Below are 26,087 nucleotides of genomic sequence, written 5' to 3'. Positions count from 1 at the left end.
TCAATATGACTTATAAAATGATTGTTTTAGATTTAGATGATACTTTATTACGTGACGACCATACCATTTCACCTCGTACGAAAGAAGCCCTAATGACTGCACAAGAACAAGGTGTAAAAGTTGTACTTGCTTCTGGACGTCCAACTTTTGGTATGCGCAATGTAGCGAAAGAACTTCGTTTAGAAGAATACGGCAGTTTCATTCTATCTTTTAATGGCGCAAAAATTATTAACTGTAAAACAAACGAGGAAATCTTTAGTAGTACGCTATCTCCTGAAATCGTTCACAACCTATTTGAAATTAGTAAAACTGAAGATGTATGGATTCATACTTATATGGGCGATGATATCGTAACGGAAGAAAATAATCCTTATACTGAAATCGAGGGCGATATTACTGGTATGCCAATTGTTGTAGTGGATGACTTTAAAGCTGCTGTTCAAGAGCCTGTAGTAAAAGTATTAATGAATAAAGAGGCTGAACGCCTTGTTGTAGTAGAAAAGAAACTACAAAAACAACTAGAAGGCCAATTAAGTGTTATGCGTTCTAAACCATTCTTCTTAGAATTTACTGAAGCTGGTGTTACAAAAGGAACGAGCTTAAACAAACTGATCCAAAAGCTTGGCATTGAGCGTGAAGAAGTTATCGCAATGGGCGATAGCTATAATGACCAAGCGATGATTGAATTTGCTGGTCTTGGTGTTGCAATGGGCAATGCACCAGATGATATTAAAGAAATTGCAAACTACGTAACAGATACAAATATGAACGATGGCGTTGCAAAAGTAGTTGAGAAATTTGTACTAAAAAACGAAGTACTTGCTTAATAGTTTCATTCACAAAACCTATTTGAAGTCAAATACTTCAAATAGGTTTTTATTTAAATTACCACGTTTTTGTGACTATATTTTGAACTTTGCACTATTCTCGTAGTGTAAACTTTCTTTTTGTATATAATGAAACAAAATAGACTATTTTATTTTGAAAAAGAATACAAATTTACTATATACAAGCATACGTTAAAGGAGGCTATTTCATGTTATCTACACCAATCGGACGATTAAGAGCAATCGGCTTAATTGAGGGGATTTCTTTCCTATTACTATTATTTGTAGCAATGCCATTAAAATATTTCGCAGGATTTGCAACAGCTGTTAAAATTACAGGTATGGCTCATGGTGTTTTATTTATTCTATTCATCTTTGCGGTAATTCAAGTAACAATCGTACACCGCAAATCAATTGCATGGGCACTTGGGGCATTCGTTTCATCAATTATCCCATTCGGTACATTTGTACTAGATGCAAAATTAAAGAACGAACAACAATAATAAAAAGGTAGTTAACAACTGTTAACTACCTTTTCTATTTATAGATTTGGTATTTCCCAATCAATTTCTCTCTCGTCCATATTAGCTAAAATCGTATTTACTTTAGAGTATGGCTTACTACCAAAAAAACCACGTCTTGCTGATAGTGGGCTTGGATGTACAGATTCGATAATATGATGCTTCGTATTCGTAATTAACTTTTTCTTCGCCTGTGCATGACGTCCCCACAATATGAAAATAACTGGGTTTTCACGTTCATTTAATAGCTCAATTACACGATCCGTGAAATGCTCCCATCCTTTTCCTTTATGAGAATTCGCCTCACCTTGACGAACTGTTAATACCGTATTTAATAATAAAACTCCTTGTTCTGCCCACTTTACTAAATAACCGTTATTCGGGATTTCATAACCATATTCATCTCGGAGTTCTTTATACATATTTAACAATGACGGTGGCGTTTTAATGCCGGGTTGTACCGAAAAACTTAAACCATGCGCTTGATCCGGTCCGTGGTATGGATCTTGTCCTAAGATAACGACCTTTGTATTTGCATAACTTGTATACTCTATAGCGCTAAAAATATTTTCTAGTTTCGGATACACAACATGTGTACTGTACTCTTCTTTCAAAAAATCAACCAGCTTGTGATAATATTCTTTCTCAAATTCTGGTGCCAATAAAGAACCCCAATCATTTTTTAAAGCATTTTTCATACTTTCACTTCCCGTCCAATTAATTCACCATATCCTGCTTTGTAAATACTACAAACGAAATAATAAGGGACACAACGGCCCAAACAGTTAAATTCATTAAAGAAAACCCCATCGATAAACCTTGTAATGCAGGTAATTTTCCTGATAGATAATCTGTTAATGATAAATTCACACTAAAAATATATTTCGCACCTTCCCAAGATGTTGCGAATGAGCTCAAAATGCCACCTGCAATTAATGCGGCTAACATAACACCCATACCAGCTGGTGTATTTCTAATTAAAACAGAAACCATAAATGATATAGTTCCGACAACGATAGCAACAAACCAAGCTAATCCATACGCCATCAAAATATATTGCCACTGCGGAATAAGATGCACAAAATTCGTATTTAACGTTTCCTTATCGATAACAAAACCTGTTAAAACAGGTAAATTCCATCCTGAGTATCCAAATACAAGACCTGATAATACGTAAGCAAACAGACCGACAAGTAACAGTATGAGTGAAATGAAAAATAACATCGTCACGTACTTACTAAGGAGTATTTTCCAGCGCCGAATCGGCCGCGTAAGTAGCATCTTCATCGTTCCATCACTTCGTTCTCCTGAAACAATATCAATAGCAACAATCATTACAAGAAGCGGAATAAACAATGTAATTCCTTGCTCAATAAACGCCCTTACAAAAGTCGGTGCGCCTGGTGCCATCGGGTTAATATCGTGATCTAAATAATATTGTTGCTGCTCCACTCTTACCTTCAGCCAATCCCGCCATTCTTCTGGTAGTCTAGAATTGTTCAAGCGGTTTTGAGAATCAACAATTTGTTGTTGCAGCGAAACTTTCCAATCCGTTGTACCTAGCCTTTTTTGTGTCGTTTCTACTTCACGATACTGCGCATACACAAAAAGCGGGATTAAGATTGCTAAAATAAGCATGACAACAAAAATACGTTTCTTACGATAAATTTTCTCCGATTCATTTAAAACTAGATTCGCAAATTCACGCATGCTGCTCACCCCTTGTGAGTTCAATAAATAAATCTTCTAGCGTAAATACAAGCTCCTTAACACTATGTACATCTATCTCGTTTTCTACAAAATGTTTATTCCAATTACTTATAGATGCGACATCCATGCGGCATAGTAATCGATCATCTTCTATACTCACTTCTCTTACTTCCTCAGCATCTTCTAGCATATCTTTCGCCTTAGAAATCGGTGTAACAATCCATTCTACACGATCACTTGCTGTTTTAATTAACTCTTCAACCTTGGCAACTGTTATCATTTTTCCTTTATGAATAATAGCAACCCGATCGCATATCATTTGTACTTCGCTTAGCAAGTGACTTGAAATAAACACACTCATATTTTCTTCTTCCACAAGCTTATGTATAAATTCCCTAAGTTCTCTAATTCCAGCTGGATCTAAACCATTTGTTGGCTCATCTAATATGAGTAATTTAGGATTCCCAAGGAGCGCTTGCGCAATGCCAAGGCGCTGTTTCATACCAAGTGAGTACGTTTTTACTTTATCGTGAATCCTTTCATCCAAATGAACCATTTGAGCAATTTCAATAATACGTTCATCCGATATACCACCTAACATACGGGCAAATTGTTTTAAATTTTCCCATCCCGTTAAATATGTATACAGTTCAGGGTTTTCAACGATACTCCCAATTTGACGCATCGCTTCTCTGAAATTTTCCTTAATAGAATAGCCGCCGATAGAAATTGTACCTTCTGTTTCTTTAATCAATCCAACTAACATTCGAATGGTAGTTGTTTTTCCGGCACCATTCGGTCCTAGGAAGCCAAACACTTCTCCTTGTTTTACATCGAAGGAAATATTCTCTACAATAGTCTTCTTCCCAATTACTTTCTTCACGTCTCGTACAGAAAGTATCGTCGTCATTTTACCCCTCCTTGTTCTAGCTTTAATTTACTCACAACATTTTGAACTAATCGGTCCGCCATATATATATACCCTACTTCATTCGGATGAAAATGATCGGAGTATAATAAATCTTTCCCGCGGTTTTGGAATAAATCAAATGTCGGTGTAATATACACATTTTTATTATTTAGCGCTAATTTTTCTAGAGATGCATTCCAGTCTACAACAATGTTTGATGATCCTTTTAAATCTGCTACATCTTCAAAAGGATTGTATAAACCAAGCCAAAAAATAGGACTATCTGTATTTAACTTACGAATTTCTTCTATAATTTTCTTCGCTTCATTTTGGAACGTTTCTGTATCAGGACGATATGTTTCTAAGTCTATCTTTCCAAGTGATTCCCATCCTGGAAATAAATCATTTCCTCCTATCGTTAAAACGATTACATCTGCTTGCTTAATTGAATATTGAGCGCCACTACTCTCCATTTGTTTTAATAAGTCAGGCATTTTTGCACCACTAACAGCTAAGTTAGTTAAAGCAATCTTTTGCTTATAATCTTTTTGTAAATCTTCTTTCATTCGTCCAATATAGCCAATTCCTTCTTTATCACCAACACCGCGTGTTAATGAATCACCTAAACTAACGATTTGTAACGTTCCCGTTTTCTTTTTCTCTTTTGCCACTACATCGGTCTTTTTAATTACATTTGAAGCTTTCGGATTTAACACATCATTTACACCTGAAACAAAGCCATATGCAAATAAACAGAAGGATGCAATTGTAATGAGTAGAATTACTTTTACTACTTTTGATCTCATATCAAAACCCCTTTTAGCCCTCATAGATTGTCCATAATTATACCAAACGCAATTTTGAAAAGCGATTTTCACACCTTATCTATTATGTTGTTTCCCTATGTACTAATTCTGGCAATAACTCTACGTGCTTTACATCTATTTTCTCATCATTAATCTTTTCATATAATAATTCGAATGCCTTCACACCAACATTTTTACTACAATACGAAATCGTCGTAATGCCTAAAATATCTGCCACATCTTGATCATCACAACCGATAATCGTAATATCTTCTGGAATACGAATGCCTTGTTTTTTCGCTTCCGTTACCATTCCCGCTGCAATATGGTTGCAAGATACAAGAAACGCTGTTGGTTTTACTGACATATGGGCCCATTCCCTAATTACATTACGCCCATCTTCCACCGTAAAACAGCCTTTAAACTTCCAGTCCTCTATCGGCGTTACAGCAATCGGTTGAAGCGAATCCTCATATGCTTGTTTTCTTCTCTGGCTATTAATACTATTACTTCTTCCAATGCAATACCCAATACTTGTATGGCCAGCATCTATTAAGCTCTTCATCCCGCGCGAAAACACCTTATAGTAATCAATATGCACACTCGAAATGAAATTCGAGTCTATTTCTTCGCACATAACAATCGGACCAAATTTCGTATATTCTTCAAGCTTTTCCTTACTATTCGCCCGGGAACATATAATAACCCCATCAAGCTTTTTCATTTTTAACATATTCAAAATTTCTAATTCTCTTTCCTCACTATAATTCGTCTGACAAAGCATCATATTATAATTATTTTTTGCTGTTTCCTTTGATATCCCTTCGATAATAGCGCTATAATATTGATCATTTACGTGTGGTAATAAAACGCCAATGACATTCGTTTTCCCTTTCACTAAATGAATTGCATTCACATTTTGCGTATAATTTAAATCTTCTATAATTGCTAAAATTTCTTTTCGCTTCTGTTCATTCACATATGGATGATTATTCAGTACACGTGAAACCGTTGAAACAGATACCCCAGCAAGTTCAGCAATCTTTCTTATATTCGTCATCTCATTTTCCCCTTCTCTGCAAAAATTCTCCCTTGACCTGGTAAGCTTTCCACAATATATCCTTTCCTAGCAAATACATTTTGAAAGGATATACAACTATGCTTCGATTCAAATTAGAATATATATTTTTCATTGGCGGTCTACTCACCCTCGCCATCGGTATTAATATGATGACGACAATTACTTCCTTTGGACTTAGCCCTTATGATTCCTTCTTTATTGCACTATATCAAAATTTCGGGATAAGTATCGGTTTTTGGATTTTCATGATTAATTTTGCTTTTACTCTTATCGTACTCTTTTGGAATAAAAAACAAATTACGATCGGTACAATTGTAACGATGGTTCTTATTTCCCTTTTTGTTGATTGGATCGGTTCCATTACAACTATTATGGATGCTATCCGTTCTCTTCCAAAATATATAACACTTATTTGCGGAAATCTATTCGTTGGAGCTGGGATTGGTCTTTACGTCTCTACAAACCTTTGTGCAGCACCTCAAGAAGCTTTCGTTTTAACGGTTGCTGAGAAAAAGAAATGGACATTTAGAAGAACAGAAATTTCATTAGCGTTTTTATTTTTAACGTTAAGCTTCCTATTAGATGGACCTATCTATTTTGGAACAATCATCTTATCTTTTACAACAGGCTGGATTATTCAAGCATTTATTCAAATTGGTACGCAAATTTTAAATAGAAAAAAACCTATTAAGCAGGCCGCTTAATAGGTTTTTTATTAGAGGAGATGCTACTTTGCATCTCCTTCAATTCGGTAATTTGCTTTCAAACAATCTATTTCTTCATACGATTGCAATGTATGTAGAATATAATCATAATCAGCAAGAGACGCACGATGCGTTACAATTACAATTTCAGCTTTTCCTTTCTCTTCAAGCGGCATTTGAATAATCTTTTCAAAACTAACACCACGCTCAGAGAATAACGAAGTAATTTTTGCAAATACACCAATTTCATCTTTTACATGAAGTCTTAAAAATTTCTTCACAACAATTTCGTCTGGCTCTTTTAATACCTTTTTATACTGCGGGGATACCGCACTATTTCCGTTTACACCTAATCGAATATTTTGCATGACAGCTACTAAATCTGAAACAACAGCTGTTGCTGTCGGTAAGCTTCCTGCACCTGGTCCATAAAACATCGTTTCTCCAACCGCTTCACCATACACATATACAGCATTATATTCGTTTTGTACGGCCGCAAGGGGATGTGTATTTGGAAGTAGCGTTGGTTCAACTGTAACTTCTAATTTTTCACCATCTCGCTTCGCAAGACCGATTAATTTAATCGTGTAGCCTAAACTTTTACTGTATTCAATATCTTCTTCTGTAATAGAAGTAATTCCTTTTACCTTCACATCTCCAAGCTCTACATTTGTAGAGAAACCAAGGGTAGCCAAAATCGTCATTTTTCTTGCTGCATCTAAACCTTCCACATCTGATGTTGGATCTGCTTCTGCAAATCCAAGTTGTTGGGCTTCTTTTAACACGTCGTTATATGCTCTCCCTTCATCTGACATTTTCGTCAAAATAAAATTTGTCGTTCCATTTACAATTCCCATTACTTTCGTAATAAGATCTGAAGAAAGTCCTTCTACGATACTTCGTAAAATCGGGATTCCTCCAGCTACACTTGCTTCATAAAACAAGTCTGCTTTATTATCTTTTGCTACCGCTAAGAGTTCCGCCCCATGTAACGCCATTAAATCTTTATTGGCAGTTACAACATGCTTCCCGCTTTGTAAGGCTTGCAAAATATATGCTTTTGCATCATCAATGCCACCCATCACTTCGATGACAACGTCAATATTTGGATTATCTAAAATTTCATTTGCATCTTGTGTTAATAGAGTAGAAGGTACCTCTACTTCTCTCTCTTTTTCAATATTTTGTACTAGTACTTTCGTTACTTTTACAGGACAACCTACTTGGTGTATGAGTCTCTCTTGATGATCTGTAATAATACGAACTACACCGCTACCAACTGTCCCAAGGCCTAATAAGCCCACTTGAATTTCCTTCATAATACTGTCCACCCCTCAAAAATTGTGTTTAGATGAAATTATATGAGTAAAAAATCTGAAAAACAATGTTTTTTGAACATTCGGAAAAATATAAGTTAATCTTTACAAAGAAAACGTTGCCACGTGTTACACAATCTTTTTTTTATAATACATAAGGGGTTTCTTGATACACGTAATAATTCAGCCAATTAGAGAATAATAGATTCCCATGGCTTCTCCACCTCACAAGCGGTTTCTCGTTTGGATTATTATGCTTAAAATAATTTTTCGGCACATCAATATTCAACCCTTTTTGGCAGTCCCGTTCGTATTCTTGCTTTAACGTATCACAACTATATTCACTATGCCCGAGCGCAAATACTTGCCTTCCTTCTTGCCCAATAACAAGGTGAACACCCGCTTCCTCAGAGTTTGCTAATAATGTTAATTCTTTCACCTCTCTAATATCACTCTCTCTTACTTCTGTATGACGAGAATGCGGGGCAAAAAACAATTCATCAAACCCTTGTAACAATTTCACGTGTTGCTCACGGACTTCATGTTCAAATACACCGAACATTTTTTCCTTAAGAGGATACTTTGGAACACCATAATGATGATACAAACCAGCCTGCGCCCCCCAGCAAATATGAAGCGTAGATGTTACATTCTTTTTTGAATACTCCATAATACGTTTAAGCTCTTCCCAATAATCTACCTCTTCGAAAGAAAGAGTTTCAACTGGTGCTCCTGTAATAATCAGCCCATCAAATTTCTCATTCTCAATATCACGGAATGTTTTATAGAAACTCGTTAAATGTTCCTTTGCTACATTACGGGACAAATGTGATTCCATATGAAGTAAATGAACATCTAATTGCAACGGCGTGTTGCCAATTAAACGAAGTAATTGCGCTTCTGTGTCTTGCTTTGTAGGCATTAAATTTAATATAGCAATTTTCAATGCCCGGATATCTTGTGTTTCTGCTCGCTCCTTCGTCATTACAAAAATATTTTCCTCCTGCAACACTTTGCGAGCTGGTAAATCTTTATCAATTATGATCGGCATGTTCTTTGCCTCCGACTAGCGCTGCTTCTAAATCAGCAATAATATCAGAAACATCTTCTATACCAACCGATAAACGAATTAAATCTGATGTAACGCCAGCTAAACGCTGATCTTCAGCACTTAATTGTCTATGCGTCGTGCTAGCAGGATGTATAACGCAAGTTCGCGCATCTGCTACATGCGTTACGAGAGTTGCTAGTTTTACATTTGCGATAAATTCTTTCGCAGCTTCTAATCCTCCCTTAATGCCGAATGTTAAAACACCACTAGCACCTTTTTTCAAATACGTTTGTGCTAACGAGTAATTTTCATTACTATCTAGTCCCGGATAATTCACCCATTCAATACGTTCATGATTAGCAAGCCACTTAGCAACTGCGAGAGCATTTTCACTGTGACGCTCCATTCGTAAATGCAGCGTTTCTAAGCCGATATTACTAATATACGCATTGAATGGGCTCATACAGTTTCCGTAGTCTCTTAATAATTGAACACGTGCCTTCACAATATAGGCTGCTGCACCAAAATTTTGAACATAACTTACGCCATGATAACTTGGATCCGGTTCAACAAGTTCAGGATATTTCCCATTTGTCCAATCAAAGTTCCCTCCGTCAATGACAATACCGCCTAAAGAACTTGCATGACCATCAATATATTTCGTCGTAGAATGAACGATAATATTTGCTCCGTGCTCAAATGCTTGGCATAAATAAGGAGTTGCTAATGTATTATCCACGATAAAAGGTACTTCCAACTCTTTCGCTGCATCTGAAAACTCTTTGAAATTTAAAACGTTCATCGCTGGATTTCCTAGCGATTCTGCATAAACCAGTTTCGTCTTATCATTAGCAAGGGCCACAATTTCATCAGCAGTTAAATTTGGATTAAAGAACGTAACATCAATACCAAGCTTACGCAAACTCACTCCAAATAAATTAAACGTCCCGCCATACACTGTGGAAGAACAAAGCAGGTGGTCTCCGCTACTACAAATATTTAAAACAGCAAGCATAATAGCAGCCTGCCCAGAAGCCGTTGCAACAGCCCCTACACCACCCTCTAAATCCGCTAATTTTTGCTCAAATGCAGCTAAAGTAGGATTTCCAATACGCGTATATATATATCCTTCTGCCTCTAAATTAAATAGTGCTGCTAAATCGTCCGAAGTATCGTATTTATACGTTGTACTTTGATAAAGTGGCAAAACACGCGGTTCGCCATTCTTTGGTGTATAGCCACCTTGCACACAAATTGTTCCTTTTCCCCATGATTCTCCCATCTCTCATTCTCCTTTCTTTTATACAAAATAAAAAAACTGCTCCTTTCCTGAAAACAAGAAAGGAGCAGTTTGAAAACACGCTCTAAAGGCTCTTTCTTATCTCTCAGGATTTATTACCTGCAGGATTTGGCACAATTCCGTTATACGGCTGTTGCCAAGGTTTCATCGGGCCTGTCCCTCCACCTTTTCTTGATAAGACTATGCAATTACCGTTGATTTTATAGCAATAATTTCCTAATGTCAATCAGTTTTTCTGAATGTTCTAAATTAACTACGAAGAATTTGACATACATAACAAAAGAAATATATTCCATATTCATTTGAAAAAGACCTTTTAAAACCCACGATTACTATATAGAATTAAGTAAGTAGTTTAACTGTATACATTTCAAATTCTCACGAGACCTCAATATATTGAATAAGCAAACCTCTCAAAAAGATACTATACATATTCATTTCATTTCACAGTAGCATATTGAATCCTTTCGACATTAAAGCTTACATAACGGAGGTATAACATGACAAATACAAAGGATATGCACTATATACTCGTCCTATACGGCATTCTTTTAGGCTCTATAGTAGGAGCAACAGTCTGGCTATTTTTAGTTACAATAAATATCGGCATTCACTTTATTTGGGGATACTTACCTACTATTTTCTCTGCTCCTCCGTATTACACTATTTGTGTAACAACTATCGGTGGTATTCTCGTCGGTTTAACTCAAAAATACTTCGGCACATATCCACGTCTTATGCCGGAAGTGATGGGTGAATATAAAAAAACAGGTAGAATTGAATACCGTTTCGTACATAAATCTACTTTAACTGCGATTATCGTTTTAATATTTGGAGCTAGCTTAGGTCCCGAAGCAGCACTTGTTGGCATTATCGGTGGACTTTGTACATGGATAGGAGATCGCTTTACATTCGCATTAAAAGGAATGAATGAACTAACAGAGGTTGGAATTGGTGCTACTTTAAGTGTAATTTTTAACGCACCATTATTCGGTTATTTAGCTCCAAATGAAAATGAAGGTGAGCGAATTAACGAATTTTCTAAAGGAAAAAAAGCAATTGTATATTTAGCTACCACTTTCTCTGGTTTTTCCGTTTATTTATTACTTAGTAAATTCGATAATCGTGGATCCTTTATCGTTGATTTTGGAGAAGGTTCCCTATCTCTTAATGAATGGATTGCCTTTCTACCACTTGCTAGTATCGGTGCTATAGTTGGCTTCTTTTATTTCAAATTAGAATTCACATTAGAGAAATTAATCCATCCCTTAAAAGAATACAAACTATCACTTGGAATTATCGGTGGTATTTTATTAGGAATTACAGGAACTTTTCTCCCGTACACGTTATTCTCAGGAGAACATCAATTAAAAGATTTAGTCATTGAATGGAGCCATTTATCATTCTGGGTACTACTTCTTTCAGGGGTTTTAAAATTATGTATTACTGCCGTTTGTTTAAATACAGGTTGGCGCGGTGGACACATTTTCCCCATTATATTTGCGGGATCTAGTATCGGATATGCTATAGCATCCATTATCCCTATAGATCCAATTGCTTCGGTAGCCATCGTCACGACAGCAATTTCAAGTTATGCATTAAGAAAACCAATTGCAATAACATTACTATTGCTCATGTTTTTCCCGCTCAATTTACTACTACCGATGCTTGGAGCGGCAGCGATTGGTAATGCATTTCCACTTCCTAAAAACAACAACGCTACAAGCGAATAAAAGTAGGCAGTAGGGACAAAAGTTCCACTGCCTATTTTTATTACACACGTTGCTTCAATAGTGCGTATAACTCTTCAAAATTTTGCACTTCATATGTTGGCACAATCTCGCTATCATTTGATTTCTTTTCTCGATTAAACCAACAAGTATCAATTCCCGCTACATATCCGCCTTTCATATCAGCACTTAACGAATCCCCAATAATGAGCCCCTTTTCTGGAGCAAAATTAGGAATTCGTTCAAAAACATAATCAAAATACTCTTTCATCGGCTTTTGGAATCCTGTATCCTCAGAAACAAAAATATCTTGAAACAAGGCATGTAATCCTGCATTACGTAAACGTTTATCTTGCGTCTGAGAAATACCGTTTGTCACAATATATAAATCGTAATCACTCTGAATTTGACTTATAAATTCAAACGCGCCTTGCATGAGCTGATTTCCTTCTTCTAAGTAGCTACGATAATTATTTTCGAATAATATCCCATCTACCTCTTCCCCATATTCTTTCAACAAAATCGAAAATCGTGTATTTAAGACTTCATCTCGATTTATTTCCCCTTCTTCAAAAGCCTCCCAAAGGCGTTTATTAATTTTTTTATACTGCGCTTCAACCTCTCTAGTTAGATTAATCCCTCTCTCTTCAAACAGCATACGTAACGCCACTTTTTCCGCCTTTTGAAAATCTAACAATGTATCATCTACATCGAATAACAATGTTTTATATTTTTTCATAAGCCCTTCACACCCTCTTTTCTACAAAAATAAATTTACGTAAATCGTATCATTCCTTCTTGTAAACATAATAGGAGATATCTCATACTAAACAGGAGGTGAAAACATGAAAGTTAGCAAAAATAGCGAAGAAATCTCTCATTACATGCAAACTTCCAACTTCCATACCCTTTTTTCTTTTAATGTCTTACCATATGCTGAACTACACTCCTTTCAAAAGAAAGAAAGGATATGTAATGAAGGCGTTGATGTTCCTTATCTTTATTACTTAATTTCCGGGAAAGCAAAAATATATATGAGTCACAAAAACGGGAGGGTCTCCTTAATTAACTTTATTCAAGAACCTTCGTTCATTGGGGAATTAGGGTTAATCGGCGTCGAATCCGTTACGAAAACGGTGGAAGTGATTGAAGATTGTATGTGCTTGGCGCTCCCTCTTAAAGAATGTCAGCATCTTTTATTGCAAGATCCTATCTTTCTACAGAAACTATGTAAATTTATCGGCGAAAAAACAATTACCCGAACAGAAAGTTACGCAAAAAATAATAGTTATCCGTTCGAAAACCGGTTAGCGGCATTTATTCTATTAACAGAACAAAATAACAGTTATACAGAGAAACATACCGAAGCTTCGGAATACTTAAATGTCAGCTACCGTCATCTTTTATATGTATTAAACCAGTTTTGCCAACAAAATTACTTACAAAAAGACGGAAGGACCTATTACATACAAGATCGAATTCAATTAGAAACACTAGCTGATGAACTTAAAATATAAAAAAGCAGCATTAACGTTTATATGTTAATGCTACTTTTTTCGAGTGACGATTCTATTTTCAATTAAAATTTGCTTGCTACTTTAGCTGCTTCTTCAAGACCCGCTGTAATGATCTCTTCTGCTTTATCAGGGAATTGATTATGTCCTTCAATAACTACTGTTTCCATATTTGTTGCACCGAAGAAGCCCATCATGCTTGCTACATATTTAACAGCCATTTCTACTTCAGCTGCCGGACCTTCAGAATATACGCCACCGCGCGCGTTTAATAATGCAATCTTCTTATCTCCAATTAGACCAACTGGACCTTCTGGCGTATATTTAAACGTTTTTCCAGCTCGGTTTAAATAATCAATATATGTGTGCAATACTGCTGGGATTGTTAAGTTCCATAATGGGAAACCGAAAACGACTTTATCAGCTTCTAAAAATTGATTTAAATACTTATCAGCAACTGCTACTGCTTTTGCTTCCTCTTCCGTTAAATCAAATCCTTTACCTGCTTTGAATGTACCATTAATCATATCTACACCTACATATGGTAATTCTTCTTTATATAAATCAAGTTCTACTACTGTATCATTTGGATGTGCTTCTTTATAGTTTGCTAAAAATGCCTCGTATAATTTCACACTAACTGCCTGTTCCGCTGGGCGGTTGTTTGCTTTTACAAATAAAACTGTTTCCATTATTTTTCCTCCTAGTACTCACTCTTCTGTTGTTATATGCTTTCAAAAAAGGTATCCCTTGTAATTGTTGTTTTGTTGCTTACAAACATATTTTATCTTTATATCAAGACAATTTCGTCCTCACATAGACGTATTTTTCCATAAAAAAAGTCCACCTTCTAAAGGCGAACTAGGTCTTACGACTTTTGTCTTATACAATTCCATTTTTCACTGCATATAATGCCGCTTGCGTGCGATCAGATAAATTCAACTTACTCAAAATACTACTTACATGAGCTTTTACCGTTTTTTCTGTAATAACTAAAACAGATGCGATCTCTTTATTACTCATCCCTTTCGCTAATAGCTGCAACACTTCATTCTCTCTCGCTGTTAGCACATCCACTTGAATAGAAGGTTCTTCCTCCTTTTCTTCTACAGGTAATGTTTGAGAAAGAAGAGCATTTGCTATATCAGGATGTAATTGAATATTACCTTTATATGCGCTTCGAATCGCTTCAACAAGTTGATCCGGTTCTACATCTTTTAAAATATAACCGCTTGCTCCTGCCCTTAATGCTGGTAAAACATGTGCCTGATCAGAAAAGCTAGTTAATACAATTACTTTCACATCCGGATATTCTTTTTTAATACACCCTGTCGCCTCAACACCATCCATTTCAGGCATATATAAATCCATTAGTACAACATCAGGATTAGTCTCTCCTACTTTCACTAATGCCTCTTTCCCATTACTTGCTTCTCCAACTAGCTCTAAATCTTCTTGTGTACTTAAGAAAAATGCTAATCCTTTTAAAACAACTGTATGATCATCAACTAACAATACTTTTATTTTCACGAACTTCCCTCATTTTCACATCATAATGGTACGTTTATTTTTACACTTGTTTTTTTCTTATCACTTACAATTTTAATTGTTCCACCAACTAATTCTACTCTTTCGCGCATCGTAGTCATGCCAAGTGATTTCTTCTCTTTTATATCCTTTTCTACAAAGCCGCTTCCTTGATCGACTATTTCTAATGATACAGTCTTCTCCGTCACTTTGAAATAAATCGTCGCTTCTCTAACATTCGCATGTTTACTTACGTTATTTAAAGCTTCTTGTCCAATTCTCCATAGCGCTTCCTCTACTACGCGCGGCAAATCACGAACACCTGTAACTTGTTCCCGAATTTTCAATCCCAAACTTTCACCATATTGTTTTAAAGCTGGTAATAGTCCTTTCTCTAATCCTGCTGGACGTAGTTGCCAAATTAACGTCCTCATTTCTTTCAAGGCACCTTGCGATAACTCACGTATCTCATGCAAAGACTGATCTACCTTTTCATTTTTTCCTTTTAAGACAGCTTCAGCGCCTTTCGTCATGAAAGTTAATGAAAACAACTTTTGTGAAACAGAATCATGCAAATCTCTAGCTAAGCGATTGCGTTCTTCCATTCGTACAAGTTCTCGGCGTTTTTCATTTAACCTTAAGTTCTCTATCATTAACGATATATGATTCGCTAACGCTTGTACTACATCGATCGTATTTATATCAAATTCTCCATTATTCGAACTTACACTTAATACGCCAAATATATGATCTTGAATGTGTATGGGAATGGCAATAACTGCACGATTAGGATGTACGATATTCCCAACCTGACTCTTTAACAAAACAGGTTCTTCTTTTTTCAGCGCTTCCTGTGCCGCTGACTTCAAATTCTCTTGCAACTCATCTATCTTATACGAAGCTCTTACAGCAAGTTCATTTTCTTCTCTACTAAAGAATACAACTTGCTCCCATAGAAATAACTTCCCTATTTGTTTTACAATCTCCTCAGGCAATGCATTAAATTTATGAATCGTCCTTAAAGCTTGAATAAAACGTTCTAACTTTACATAATAATGAGCCCTTCTCTTTTCATTCTCATACAATTTTGTACGTTTTAATGCTGTTCCAATTTGGAACGCAACTGATTGTAATAGCACTAATTCTTCTTCAGAAAAATGCGTTTTACCCGGGCTAGCGACATTTAATACGCCAAATTCATCTTCCCCAGCTTTTAACGGCACTGTCGCATGATGCACGATTCCTTCTGTATCTCCCCAGTTATATTCAATCGCATTATTAATTCTCTTACATTCAATAATATTAACGGCTCTCTCTAGTTTCCCTTCCACAAATCGGTGTAAACACCAACAATTCCCCTCACACATCGGTCGTTTATTTTCAAATCTCAATCCCTCTGGCAATTGATAATCAATTAATTTCGTATATCTACCATTTTCATCCGCAAGAAATATCCATCCTGTCGTTAAACCCGTTACATTCAATAGTTTTTCCAATACAGCTTGCAGCACATGATATGTATCATTTGAAGTGTTCAACGTCTCTGCAATCTCTTTTAATATAACTAATTCATTGGTACGATTTTCTTGAAACATAACTCGTCTCCTACATACAATATTTTCAATAGCTCCTAAAATAAATCATCTATTTTTCACTTTGTACTTATTCGTAACATTGATATAATGGTGAAAACATAGTTTTCATTATATCACTTGAGGGGGCTTTCATAATGACATTAAATAAAGCACTTACTATCGCTGGTTCTGATACAAGTGGCGGTGCAGGTATACAAGCAGATTTAAAAACATTCCAAGAACTTGGTGTATACGGAATGACATCTCTTACGACAATCGTAACGATGGATCCACATAACGGTTGGGCGCATAACGTATTCCCAATCCCGGCTTCTACATTAAAACCACAATTAGAAACAACAATTGAAGGTGTTGGCGTAGATGCTTTAAAAACAGGTATGCTAGGATCAGTAGAAATTATTGAAATGGTTGCAGAAACAATCGAAAAACATAATTTTAAAAATGTAGTAGTTGATCCTGTTATGGTATGTAAAGGTGCTGATGAAGCATTACATCCTGAAACGAATGATTGCTTACGTGACGTTCTTGTTCCAAAGGCATTAGTTGTAACACCAAACTTATTTGAAGCTTACCAATTAAGTGGCGTAAAGATTAATTCTCTTGAAGACATGAAAGAAGCAGCGAAAAAAATCCACGCTTTAGGCGCGAAATACGTCCTAATTAAAGGCGGTAGCAAGCTTGGTACAGAAACTGCAATCGACGTCCTATATGATGGAGAAACATTCGATCTTTTAGAATCAGAAAAAATCGATACAACAAATACACACGGCGCAGGTTGTACATATTCTGCTGCAATTACAGCAGAACTTGCAAAAGGAAAACCTGTGAAAGAAGCAGTAAAAACTGCGAAAGAGTTTATTACAGCTGCTATCCGTTATTCATTCAAGATCAACGAATACGTAGGTCCAACACATCACGGTGCATATCGTAAATTCGTTGCATCAAAAGAACTTGTCTAATCTATAAACAAAAAAACCCACAGAGTTTATATATTCCCTCTCTGTGGGTTTTTTTATAAGATCTTCTGGTCATCTTATCTTTAAGATGCAGAACTAACTTGATTTCTACCATTTCTTTTGGAGTAATATAATGCATCATCAGCAGCTTGAATAAATTGCTCTGGTGATTCTTCATACACTGAAATACCTACTGAAACTGTAATTTTTATTTTTGTCCCATTTAACAATTGAAATGGATGATTTTCAACAACTGTGCGAACTTGTTCTCCCATACGCATTCCATAAGCTAATCCCTTCTTTGGTATCAAAAGTGCAAACTCCTCTCCACCCTTTCGAAAAGCCAAATCTGGAAATGATGAAATTTCTCTTAAAATACATCCAATTTGCTTTAACACTTCGTCTCCTGCAGGATGCCCATACGTATCATTTACACACTTAAAGTGATCAATATCTATAAGTAGTAAACAAAGTGAATCATTTTTCATACGCTTATTACTAATATGACGATTCATTTCTAAATCAAACTGTCTTACGTTTCCTAAACCTGTCAATGCATCTATCGTTGCATATTGCTTCATCGTTTGAAATAATTCATTGGATTGCAATACATAATTTGCGCTTATAAATGTGATATATGCTGCAACAACACTACAAACTACATATAGTGCTACTATAGACATATCCTTAAATAAAATAGAAAGTGGCACTACTAAAATAAATAAACTATATACATTAAACCAAATCCACCTTGTCAATGTAGAAGCTTTCATCCGCCAAATAAAAACAACTCCAACACCTATTAATACAATACTATAACAAGCCAATTCAGAGGCTAAAGAGTACTCAGTAAAAAATAATCGGGTAATTAAAATAATAGTAACTGTTATACTACTAGCTATCGGACCTCCGATGATAATTGCTAAAATAACAGCTAAATAACGTAGATCCAACATAATATCCTCAATATGTACACCAAAATGCATCAATAGTACACTTAATATTCCAGTAAGCATACCTACTACACACTTCTGCCAAAGAGAAAACTCTTCTTTTAACGGCCTATCTCTTAAAATCTGACCTCCAACAAAAATAAAGGAAAGAATAATTGTTGTGTTTACAAATAAGTCCCTTAACATAAAATAATCTCCCTACTTTTCTATCTATCCCTTTCCTTATTTTATTGTATACGAGATACCTATAATTCCCAAAGCTTTTTATTTATTTTTGCTGTTCCACGTGAAACAGCAAAAAAAGGGCGAAAATTCACCCTTTTCATTAACAACATCGTGATATCTTTCCGCCCTTTGCATTAAACCTAGCTTCTTGCGCTTCTGCAAAAAACTGTTTTTGACATATCACTTCTTCTTCTGGATGATGCTTTTTCATATGCTCTACATATGTTTCATAGCTTGGTACCCCAACAAGTAAACTAATAAAATGTTTCCTTTTTCTCCATACTTTCCGTAGTCGTTTAAGCATAATAGTTCCTCGACTCACTTTCATCTCTAGAAATATATGGTGCCTCTTTTAGCGGCATTGGCTTATTTCTTAATACTTGAATCCAAATTCGAATCGCAGAAATTAATACAGCGATTACAACTATCATAAAAATCCCACAAAGCGCTGCATCAATATAATCATTGAAAATAATTTGTTTCATTTGAGTGACATTTTTAGCTGGCGCTAACACTTTCCCCTCATCTAATGCTCCTTGAAACACCTTTGCATGAGATAGAAATCCTATTTTAGGATTTTCATGAAATAGCTTTTGATAACCCGCTGTCATCGTTACAATAAGCAATCCGACAGTTGGAATAAGTGTCACCCAAACATATGCCTTTTTCCCCATTTTGAACAAAATTGTCGTTCCAAGTAATAACGCAATACCTGCTAACATTTGATTTGCAATACCGAAAAGTGGCCATAATGTGTTAATTCCACCAAGCGGATCTACTACCCCTTGGTATAAGAAATAACCCCATCCTAATACACATAACGTTGTAGCTATTACATTCGCTAATGTAGAATCCGTTTTCCCAAATGGCTTATATACATGTCCTAAAATATCTTGAATCATAAATCGGCCTACGCGCGTTCCAGCATCAATTGTTGTTAAAATGAATAGTGCTTCAAAGAGGATTGCAAAATGATACCAAAAGGCCATCATGGCCGTTCCACCTATTACTTGTGAGAAAATATATGCCATACCTATCGCTAACGTCGGTGCGCCACCTGTACGTGATAAAATCGTTTGCTCTCCAACGTTTACAGCGAGATCTTTTAGTTCATTTGGTGTAATTGCAAATCCCCATGAAGAAATAACTTGAGCTGCCTGCGAGACATCCGTACCGATAAGTGCTGCGGGACTATTAATCGCAAAATAAGTTCCTGGTGTTAATACACAAGCTGCAATCATCGCCATCGCGGCTACAAATGACTCCATTAACATTGCTCCATAACCGATTGGTTGTGCATGTCCCTCTTGTTCAATCATCTTTGGTGTCGTACCTGATGAAACGAGAGCGTGGAATCCAGACACCGCACCACAAGCAATTGTAATAAATAAGAACGGGAATAAGTTTCCAGAGAAAACAGGACCTGTTCCATCGATAAATTTCGAAACTGCTGGCATTTGTAAATCTGGTGCTACAATTAAAATACCGATTGCTAATCCAACAATTGTTCCGACTTTTAAAAATGTACTTAAATAATCACGTGGTGCTAAAAGCATCCAAACTGGTAATGCCGATGCGATAAACCCATATACAATAAGCATAATAGCAATCGTTTCACCGCTAAATGTGAACATACTTGCAAGTGTTGGATGTTCTGCTACATACTGTCCTCCAATAAGAGACAGTATAAGTAGAATAATTCCGATTACTGACCCTTCACCAACCCGTCCAGGCCTAATGTAGCGCATGTACACTCCCATTAAAATAGCGATAGGAATCGTTGCTGCTATCGTAAACATCCCCCAAGGACTTCCTACAAGCGCCTTTACTACTACTAATGCTAATACCGCTAATAAAATAATCATAATGCCTAAAATACCTATCATTGCAATAAGACCTGTAACAGGACCAATCTCATCTTTAATCATTTCTCCTAAAGATTTACCATTCCGTCTCATTGAAGCAAATAAAATTACAAAATCTTGCACAGCTCCAGCGACAACTACCCCAACAATAATCCATATTGTCCCTGGTAAATACCCCATTTGCGCCGCCAAAATCGGTCCTACTAAAGGACCTGCCCCAGCAATGGCTGCAAAATGATGTCCAAATAATACCCACTTATTTGTCGGAACATAATCTTTTCCATCATTTAATGTATGGGCTGGCGTTTGCCGATTATTATCTAAACCGAATACCTTTCTCGCTATAAATCTACTATAAAAGCGATAAGCAACTGCATACACACATACCGCAGCTACTAAGAGCCACACGGCATTAATAGTTTCACCTTGTGATAAAGCTATTACACCAAAAGCACCTGCTCCTACTGCTGCAATAACTCCCCAAAGTAAAATCGACTTCAATGTTTTCACATACAATCCCCCCAATACTATTGCTTAGTGGGATTGTACTAAATTTTCTGAATATTTTATTTGAATCCTCCTTATCATGAAGGATTTTTAGTTTATCATGTTAAAAATTTCGCATTATCTACTATAATTCTATTTTATTTCGAAGTTTTTTCACGTAATTCCGACTAACTGGAATCGGTTGCTCATCATATTTATCTAAATACAAATTATATGTGCCATTATAATAAGGTTTTAGTTCTTGTACATATGACATATTAATTAAATAACTTTTATGTACGCGTAAAAAATCATATGCATTTAACTTATTTTCCAGCTCCTGAAGTGTATATGTTGAAATATACTGATTATTCGTTGTATAAATTGAAACTGTTTTATTCTCCTTATTTTTGCTTATATATACAATATCTTCAGGGAAAATATATCTAATCCCCTCTTGACCTTCTATCGGTAGTTTTCGCAAATAACTCTTTGCTTTCTCGCCGTGCTCTTTACACATTCTATATAAAAGGAACTGCAAATCTTCCTCACGAAATGGGCGTAGTAAATAATAGAATGCTTGAAAACGAAATGCCGTAATCGACTCTTCTATATCTTCACCCATAAAAATCAATTTCGTATAACAATTTACTTCCCGTAATAAACTCGCATATTCAAAACCAGTTCCATCTAGTAATTTTGAATTCAAGAAAACAAAATCTGGTGTATGCTTTTTCATGATAAATAATGATTCTGTTCCCGTATTCGCTTCAAAACATTCTACATTCTTTATATTTTCAGTGAATTTTTCAGCTAAACTTCTTCGCTCTTCTACTTCTTCCATGATCAGTAAAATTTTCATTTCTTCAACCACCTAATTCTTTTGTCCATATGTCCTGTTGTATACATTCGCTTTTATAAGGAATATTCCCTTTTTCTTACTATACCATTATTTATCTAAAAAAACAGAAAAAAGGGAACCGTCACGGTCCCCCCTGTCTTTTTATTCCATTATTTATTGACAGTAAAACTCACTGAATGCGAAAAAATGAAGCCGGAGTTTTACTGCCCCAAAAACACAATTGATGCTGGCTAGTAATCAGTGGGGGATAAACCCCTCACTGATTACAGTTTCACCTTATACTAGTTCTCGTTGCTTCGTTTCTTGCCCAAGTACAATTACAGCAACTACGCCAATTAAAATTGCTCCACAAAAAATCGTAAATATTAGTGATAATGAAGCCTGTGAAGCAACTAAATATCCTACTAATAGCGGCCCAAGAATACCGCCAATGCGTCCGAATGCCGCAGCCATCCCTGCACCCGTACCACGAATAACTGTTGGATACTGTTCAGGTGTATAAGCATATAATGCACCCCAAGCACCTAAATTAAAGAAGGATAATAACATGCCTGCTATGATTAATACTGTTAATGACTCCGCTACTCCAAACAAGTAAGCACTACAAGCTGTACCGATTAAATACGTAACTAAAACAAACTTACGACCAAGTCGTTCAATAAACCAAGCAGCCGTGAAATATCCTGGCAATTGAGCTAACGTCATAATAAGTACGTACTGGAAACTTTTTATTAAACTAAATCCTTTTAATACCATTACACTAGGTAACCAAAGGAACATCCCATAATAGGAAAAGACAACAGAAAACCATAGAATCCATAACATAATTGTTGCCCTACGATATTCTCCAGACCAAACTGACTTTATATTTTCGATAACGGATGGTCTTTTTTCAACCTTTTGGAATCTCGGTGAATCCGGTAAATTCCATCTTAAATATAAAGCATATAGTGCCGGAACCGCGCTCAATACCATTGCAACTTCCCAACCATATTTCGGAATTACAAAATACGAAATAAGGGCTGCAATTAGCCATCCACCTGCCCAAAAGCTTTCTAATAACACAACTATTTTGCCACGTTCATGTGCTTCAACGCTCTCTGATACTAATGTAGAAGCAACTGGAAGCTCTCCACCAAGCCCCATACCAATTAAAAATCGTAAAACAAGGAACATCGCAAGTGTCGTCGTTAAGGCAGTTAAACCACTACCGATAGAAAATAGTAATAATGTAATAATAAAGACTGATTTCCGCCCTATTTTATCTGATAGTATTCCAAAAACGAGCGCTCCGACTGCCATACCAATTGAATTAATGCTGCCTATCCAGCCCATTTCTTGCGTACTTAATCCCCAATCTTTTTGCAATGCTACCATTACAAATGAAAGCATTCCAACATCCATCGCATCAAATAACCATCCAAGCCCCGCTATTCCAAGTAGCTTTCGCTTCGAAATTTCTTTCACCTTGCCCACAAGAAGTCCTCCTCACACAGCTGTCTTTACACATCATTTTACATGTGTGAATTGTATAAGTAAAATACTTTCGTTCAAAAAATTCTCCTTCATCATTCCCCAAAAGTAAAATACTTATCACACTATTTGAGGGCTGTAAGACTCACGCCTCAAAATTCAGCTGAAGCGAAGAGTTTAAATTGAAGACCAACTGCCATTAAACGTCCGATTGGTGAGGTCTAACAATCAGTGGCGGATGAGTAAAATCCCACTTTATCCAAAATGGCCAAATAAAAAAAGTAGCGATATTCCGCTACTTTTTCGAACGCATGACTTCTTTTAAAAATTCCGCTAATACTAACTGACGGCGCCAGCGCGTTGGATTACTACATAATCTATAAAACCACTCTAAATTAATTGCTTGAATCCATTTTGGTGCACGTTTTACCTCTCCAGCCCATACATCTAAACTTCCGCCTACTCCAACAGCCATTTTCGTTTCTAAACGATGCTTGTTAGTTTGGATAAAGTTCTCTTGTCTCGGGAAACCCAGTGCGACAAGCAATAGATCTGGTTTTGCTTCTTGAATACGAGAAACGATATTCTCTTCTTCTTCTTGTTTAAAATACCCATCTTGTGTACCCACAATAGATACAGCTGAATACGTCTTCGTTAAATGATCTGCTGCAGCTTGTACAACATGCGGTTTTGCACCAAGTAAGAAAACAGATACCGGTTTATTCTCCTCTGATAGCTTTGCAAATAGATTACACATTAAATCAAAACCTGCTACACGTTCCTTTACAGGTGTACCTAACATACCACTTGCTTTTACAACTCCAATACCATCAGGTGTAATTAAATCTGTATTTAATAATGTTTTATGGAATGTTTCATCCTTTTTTGCACACATAACAATTTCAGGATTCGCTGTGACTACCTGAAAAGTATGAGTTCGCTCCAATTCTAGTTGTTCCTTCAAATATTGGATTGTTTCATCCATTGTCATTGTAGAAAAAGGAACACCTAGAATATCAACCGTTTTTACTTCCATGATTAACTATCCTCTCTATTTCAGTAAAAGTTTTTTATATGCATTATAAGTATCTTCATACAAATTCTTTAGCGAGAAATGAGTAGACGCATGATTATATAAACGATTTCCCATCGCTTCTAATTCACCATTCAACCATTTTTCATAAGCATTTTCTAACGCGTTTGCTAACGAATCTGCATCACCAATCGGTACAATCCATCCATACGTATCATCAACTATTAACTTTTTCATATCACCTACATTTGTCGCAATAGATGTTAAGCGCTGATTAGCCGCTTCTAATAAAACCAGAGGGAAACTTTCGCTATAAGAGGTTAACAAATTAATGTGTGCAGATGCATATAATTCTTTTGAATCTGTACGAAAACCTAGAAACATCACCTTATCCTCTAAACCCTTTTGTTTCACCATCTCTTTTAATTCTGCTTCTATAGGTCCATCACCAAGTAAGAGCACCTTCATATTTTGGATTTTAATTTTTTGTAACGCTTCAAATAAAATATCATGACCTTTAACAGGATGAAGACGAGCTACTTGAATAGCTGTAAATACTCCTTCACCGATGCCAAATTCACTCTTATCATAAGGGTTGGCTGGAGTACTATCATACTCAATTCCATTATAAACCGTACAAATTTTCTCTTCTGGTACACCTAGTTTTATTATGTTTCTCTTAAAGTTTTCCGTAATTGCAAAGAATAAATCTACCTTCCTGAAAGAACGTAAATTTAACTTCGTAAATACCCATCCTTTTAATCCCCTCTTCATAAAATCCAAAGTTGGATCACTGTGGACAGTCATTATCCATTTCGCTTTTATACCTTTTTTCAAGAGGGAGAGATAGAAATTTGCTCGTGCGCCATGTGTATGCACAATGTCAAATTGATTTTCATTAATAAATGCTTTTATTTTTGAAAGAATTGATAGGTCGTACCGAGATGATTGGGTAAAAACATGCACTTGAATACCAAGGTTTCTCGCCTCTCTAGCAATCGCACCTTCTTCAAATACCATTAATTCCACTTCTTCCTTTGAAAATTGAGATAAAAGTGAAATAATATGTGTTTTCCCACCACCTTCTTCTGCACCAGCATTCATATGCAACACTTTCATTTCTTACATCCCCCATTTTTTTCTTTTTATTTACTATAACAAAATAAAAGCTAACATTATGCTAGCTTTTATTTTTCTATCATTCAATTTCCAAGTCAACTATTAAATATGCCATGAGTAATACTAAGTAGAAACTCACTCCTGGTGCAATTAAAATATGACCAGCTATGAATGAGATACCTAATCCGAGAAGTATCGCTGCAATCACCATTGCATATTTCACTGTGAATATTTGTTTAAATTTAGTAAATATACATGCAATAAATTTAATACCAAAGTATAAGAATGGAATTACAAGTAAAATGAACCCTATGATTCCGAAAGAATAGAACCAATCGTGGAAGTCACGTTCAATTAATTTCGGCTGTTCTTTATAGTTACCAGCATAACCCATTCCTAATAATTTTTGAGACATTGGGGCTTCAGTATAGAAATCTTTATACATCTGTTCAAATAATTGACGCCCACTAAAGATAAGTGCTTGCGTTTCTTCTTTTTTCTCCGCTACTTTCTCTTTTGCTTT

26 protein-coding genes and 1 riboswitch are annotated in these 26,087 nt (G+C 35.9%); of the genes, 6 read left to right on the top strand and 20 right to left on the bottom strand.

Going from position 1 to position 26,087, the window contains the following annotated elements; all coding sequences use genetic code 11:
- Positions 1 to 5: 5 nt before the first annotated feature.
- Both MR113_RS11910 and MR113_RS11905 read left to right on the top strand, forming a co-directional pair.
- A complete protein-coding gene (locus MR113_RS11910; protein WP_242254425.1) occupies positions 6 to 827 on the top strand; it encodes a Cof-type HAD-IIB family hydrolase in 822 nt (273 codons plus the stop codon).
- 209 nt (positions 828 to 1,036) lie between these two features.
- On the top strand, positions 1,037 to 1,330 hold the full coding sequence (locus MR113_RS11905; protein WP_061680068.1) for a DUF3817 domain-containing protein: 294 nt from the start codon (positions 1,037 to 1,039) through the stop codon (positions 1,328 to 1,330).
- A gap of 38 nt (positions 1,331 to 1,368) precedes the next feature.
- Here the strand turns inward: MR113_RS11905 and MR113_RS11900 are convergent, their stop codons facing one another.
- Genes MR113_RS11900 through MR113_RS11880 form a run of 5 tightly spaced genes read right to left on the bottom strand, consistent with a single transcriptional unit; the run spans position 1,369 to position 5,834 of the window.
- Positions 1,369 to 2,046: a uracil-DNA glycosylase gene (locus MR113_RS11900; protein WP_242254424.1), complete on the bottom strand. Its 678-nt coding sequence runs from the start codon at positions 2,044 to 2,046 to the stop codon at positions 1,369 to 1,371.
- Positions 2,047 to 2,065: 19 nt separating this feature from the next.
- On the bottom strand, positions 2,066 to 3,058 hold the full coding sequence (locus MR113_RS11895) for an ABC transporter permease subunit (protein ID WP_001206503.1): 993 nt from the start codon (positions 3,056 to 3,058) through the stop codon (positions 2,066 to 2,068).
- Positions 3,051 to 3,968 carry an ABC transporter ATP-binding protein gene (locus MR113_RS11890; RefSeq protein ID WP_242254421.1) on the bottom strand — a complete coding sequence of 306 codons (918 nt, stop codon included), beginning with the start codon at positions 3,966 to 3,968 and terminating at the stop codon, positions 3,051 to 3,053. The genes MR113_RS11895 and MR113_RS11890 overlap by 8 nt, the downstream gene beginning before the upstream one ends.
- Positions 3,965 to 4,846 carry an SGNH/GDSL hydrolase family protein gene (locus MR113_RS11885; protein ID WP_242254419.1) on the bottom strand — a complete coding sequence of 294 codons (882 nt, stop codon included), beginning with the start codon at positions 4,844 to 4,846 and terminating at the stop codon, positions 3,965 to 3,967. Before MR113_RS11885 ends, MR113_RS11890 begins: the two co-directional genes overlap by 4 nt.
- Positions 4,847 to 4,856: 10 nt before the next feature.
- Positions 4,857 to 5,834: a LacI family DNA-binding transcriptional regulator gene (locus tag MR113_RS11880; protein WP_242254418.1), complete on the bottom strand. Its 978-nt coding sequence runs from the start codon at positions 5,832 to 5,834 to the stop codon at positions 4,857 to 4,859.
- A gap of 98 nt (positions 5,835 to 5,932) precedes the next feature.
- On the opposite strand from MR113_RS11880, the gene MR113_RS11875 reads away from it, so the two are divergent.
- Positions 5,933 to 6,559 carry a YczE/YyaS/YitT family protein gene (locus MR113_RS11875; protein ID WP_048566734.1) on the top strand — a complete coding sequence of 209 codons (627 nt, stop codon included), beginning with the start codon at positions 5,933 to 5,935 and terminating at the stop codon, positions 6,557 to 6,559.
- Positions 6,560 to 6,582: 23 nt separating this feature from the next.
- Here MR113_RS11875 and MR113_RS11870 read toward each other — a convergent pair whose 3' ends face one another.
- The 3 genes from MR113_RS11870 to MR113_RS11860 form a co-directional block, all read right to left on the bottom strand.
- On the bottom strand, positions 6,583 to 7,878 hold the full coding sequence (locus MR113_RS11870) for a homoserine dehydrogenase (protein ID WP_242254416.1): 1,296 nt from the start codon (positions 7,876 to 7,878) through the stop codon (positions 6,583 to 6,585).
- Between the two features lie 142 nt (positions 7,879 to 8,020).
- Positions 8,021 to 8,926 carry a homoserine O-acetyltransferase MetA gene (gene metA, locus MR113_RS11865; RefSeq protein ID WP_242254414.1) on the bottom strand — a complete coding sequence of 302 codons (906 nt, stop codon included), beginning with the start codon at positions 8,924 to 8,926 and terminating at the stop codon, positions 8,021 to 8,023.
- Positions 8,910 to 10,208 (bottom strand): bifunctional O-acetylhomoserine aminocarboxypropyltransferase/cysteine synthase, encoded by a 1,299-nt coding sequence (locus MR113_RS11860; protein WP_016085402.1) that lies wholly within the window; start codon positions 10,206 to 10,208, stop codon positions 8,910 to 8,912. The genes metA and MR113_RS11860 overlap by 17 nt, the downstream gene beginning before the upstream one ends.
- Positions 10,209 to 10,301: 93 nt before the next feature.
- Positions 10,302 to 10,407: riboswitch (SAM riboswitch) on the bottom strand.
- Between the two features lie 319 nt (positions 10,408 to 10,726).
- Between MR113_RS11860 and MR113_RS11855 the strand changes: the two genes are divergently transcribed.
- Entirely contained in the window at positions 10,727 to 11,959 is a 1,233-nt protein-coding gene (locus MR113_RS11855) for a chloride channel protein (RefSeq protein WP_242254412.1), read from the top strand.
- A gap of 40 nt (positions 11,960 to 11,999) precedes the next feature.
- Here the strand turns inward: MR113_RS11855 and MR113_RS11850 are convergent, their stop codons facing one another.
- On the bottom strand, positions 12,000 to 12,695 hold the full coding sequence (locus MR113_RS11850; protein WP_242254410.1) for a YjjG family noncanonical pyrimidine nucleotidase: 696 nt from the start codon (positions 12,693 to 12,695) through the stop codon (positions 12,000 to 12,002).
- A 106-nt stretch (positions 12,696 to 12,801) separates the two neighbouring features.
- Here MR113_RS11850 and MR113_RS11845 point away from each other — a divergent pair, with 106 nt between their 5' ends.
- Positions 12,802 to 13,473 (top strand): transcriptional regulator YeiL, encoded by a 672-nt coding sequence (locus MR113_RS11845; RefSeq protein ID WP_242254408.1) that lies wholly within the window; start codon positions 12,802 to 12,804, stop codon positions 13,471 to 13,473.
- A gap of 62 nt (positions 13,474 to 13,535) precedes the next feature.
- On the opposite strand, the gene MR113_RS11840 is transcribed toward MR113_RS11845, so the two are convergent.
- From MR113_RS11840 to MR113_RS11830, 3 genes are all read right to left on the bottom strand, one after another.
- Complete coding sequence (locus MR113_RS11840; RefSeq protein WP_063262381.1) at positions 13,536 to 14,162, bottom strand: FMN-dependent NADH-azoreductase; 627 nt, start codon at positions 14,160 to 14,162, stop codon at positions 13,536 to 13,538.
- 190 nt (positions 14,163 to 14,352) lie between these two features.
- Entirely contained in the window at positions 14,353 to 15,000 is a 648-nt protein-coding gene (locus tag MR113_RS11835) for a response regulator (RefSeq protein ID WP_242254407.1), read from the bottom strand.
- 20 nt (positions 15,001 to 15,020) lie between these two features.
- Positions 15,021 to 16,592, bottom strand: coding sequence for a GAF domain-containing sensor histidine kinase (locus tag MR113_RS11830; protein WP_242254405.1), 1,572 nt, complete (start codon positions 16,590 to 16,592; stop codon positions 15,021 to 15,023).
- 134 nt (positions 16,593 to 16,726) lie between these two features.
- On the opposite strand from MR113_RS11830, the gene pdxK reads away from it, so the two are divergent.
- Positions 16,727 to 17,551, top strand: coding sequence for a pyridoxine/pyridoxal/pyridoxamine kinase (gene pdxK / locus MR113_RS11825; protein WP_000174251.1), 825 nt, complete (start codon positions 16,727 to 16,729; stop codon positions 17,549 to 17,551).
- Between the two features lie 80 nt (positions 17,552 to 17,631).
- Here the strand turns inward: pdxK and MR113_RS11820 are convergent, their stop codons facing one another.
- From MR113_RS11820 to MR113_RS11785, 8 genes are all read right to left on the bottom strand, one after another.
- Positions 17,632 to 18,687 carry a GGDEF domain-containing protein gene (locus MR113_RS11820; RefSeq protein WP_242254403.1) on the bottom strand — a complete coding sequence of 352 codons (1,056 nt, stop codon included), beginning with the start codon at positions 18,685 to 18,687 and terminating at the stop codon, positions 17,632 to 17,634.
- A 139-nt stretch (positions 18,688 to 18,826) separates the two neighbouring features.
- Complete coding sequence (locus tag MR113_RS11815) at positions 18,827 to 19,030, bottom strand: YbdD/YjiX family protein (protein ID WP_242254401.1); 204 nt, start codon at positions 19,028 to 19,030, stop codon at positions 18,827 to 18,829.
- Positions 19,023 to 21,101, bottom strand: a complete 2,079-nt coding sequence (cstA, locus tag MR113_RS11810; RefSeq protein ID WP_098342282.1) for a carbon starvation protein CstA — start codon at positions 21,099 to 21,101, stop codon at positions 19,023 to 19,025. The genes MR113_RS11815 and cstA overlap by 8 nt, the downstream gene beginning before the upstream one ends.
- Before the next feature lie 121 nt (positions 21,102 to 21,222).
- Complete coding sequence (locus MR113_RS11805) at positions 21,223 to 21,939, bottom strand: LytR/AlgR family response regulator transcription factor (RefSeq protein ID WP_061680084.1); 717 nt, start codon at positions 21,937 to 21,939, stop codon at positions 21,223 to 21,225.
- Between the two features lie 276 nt (positions 21,940 to 22,215).
- Complete coding sequence (locus MR113_RS11800; protein ID WP_242254399.1) at positions 22,216 to 23,415, bottom strand: MFS transporter; 1,200 nt, start codon at positions 23,413 to 23,415, stop codon at positions 22,216 to 22,218.
- 292 nt (positions 23,416 to 23,707) lie between these two features.
- A complete protein-coding gene (locus MR113_RS11795) occupies positions 23,708 to 24,448 on the bottom strand; it encodes a WecB/TagA/CpsF family glycosyltransferase (RefSeq protein ID WP_242254397.1) in 741 nt (246 codons plus the stop codon).
- A gap of 15 nt (positions 24,449 to 24,463) precedes the next feature.
- Positions 24,464 to 25,564, bottom strand: coding sequence for a glycosyltransferase family 4 protein (locus MR113_RS11790; protein WP_242254395.1), 1,101 nt, complete (start codon positions 25,562 to 25,564; stop codon positions 24,464 to 24,466).
- Between the two features lie 79 nt (positions 25,565 to 25,643).
- Positions 25,644 to 26,087 (bottom strand): O-antigen ligase family protein (locus MR113_RS11785; protein WP_242254393.1); only part of this gene is annotated, 444 nt, incomplete at its 5' end.

Source organism: Bacillus cereus group sp. BfR-BA-01379 (assembly GCF_022663605.1).
GTDB lineage: Bacteria > Bacillota > Bacilli > Bacillales > Bacillaceae_G > Bacillus_A > Bacillus_A mobilis.
The sequence above is the reverse complement of the archived record's forward strand: the minus strand, read 5'-3'. Positions and strand labels throughout refer to the sequence as shown.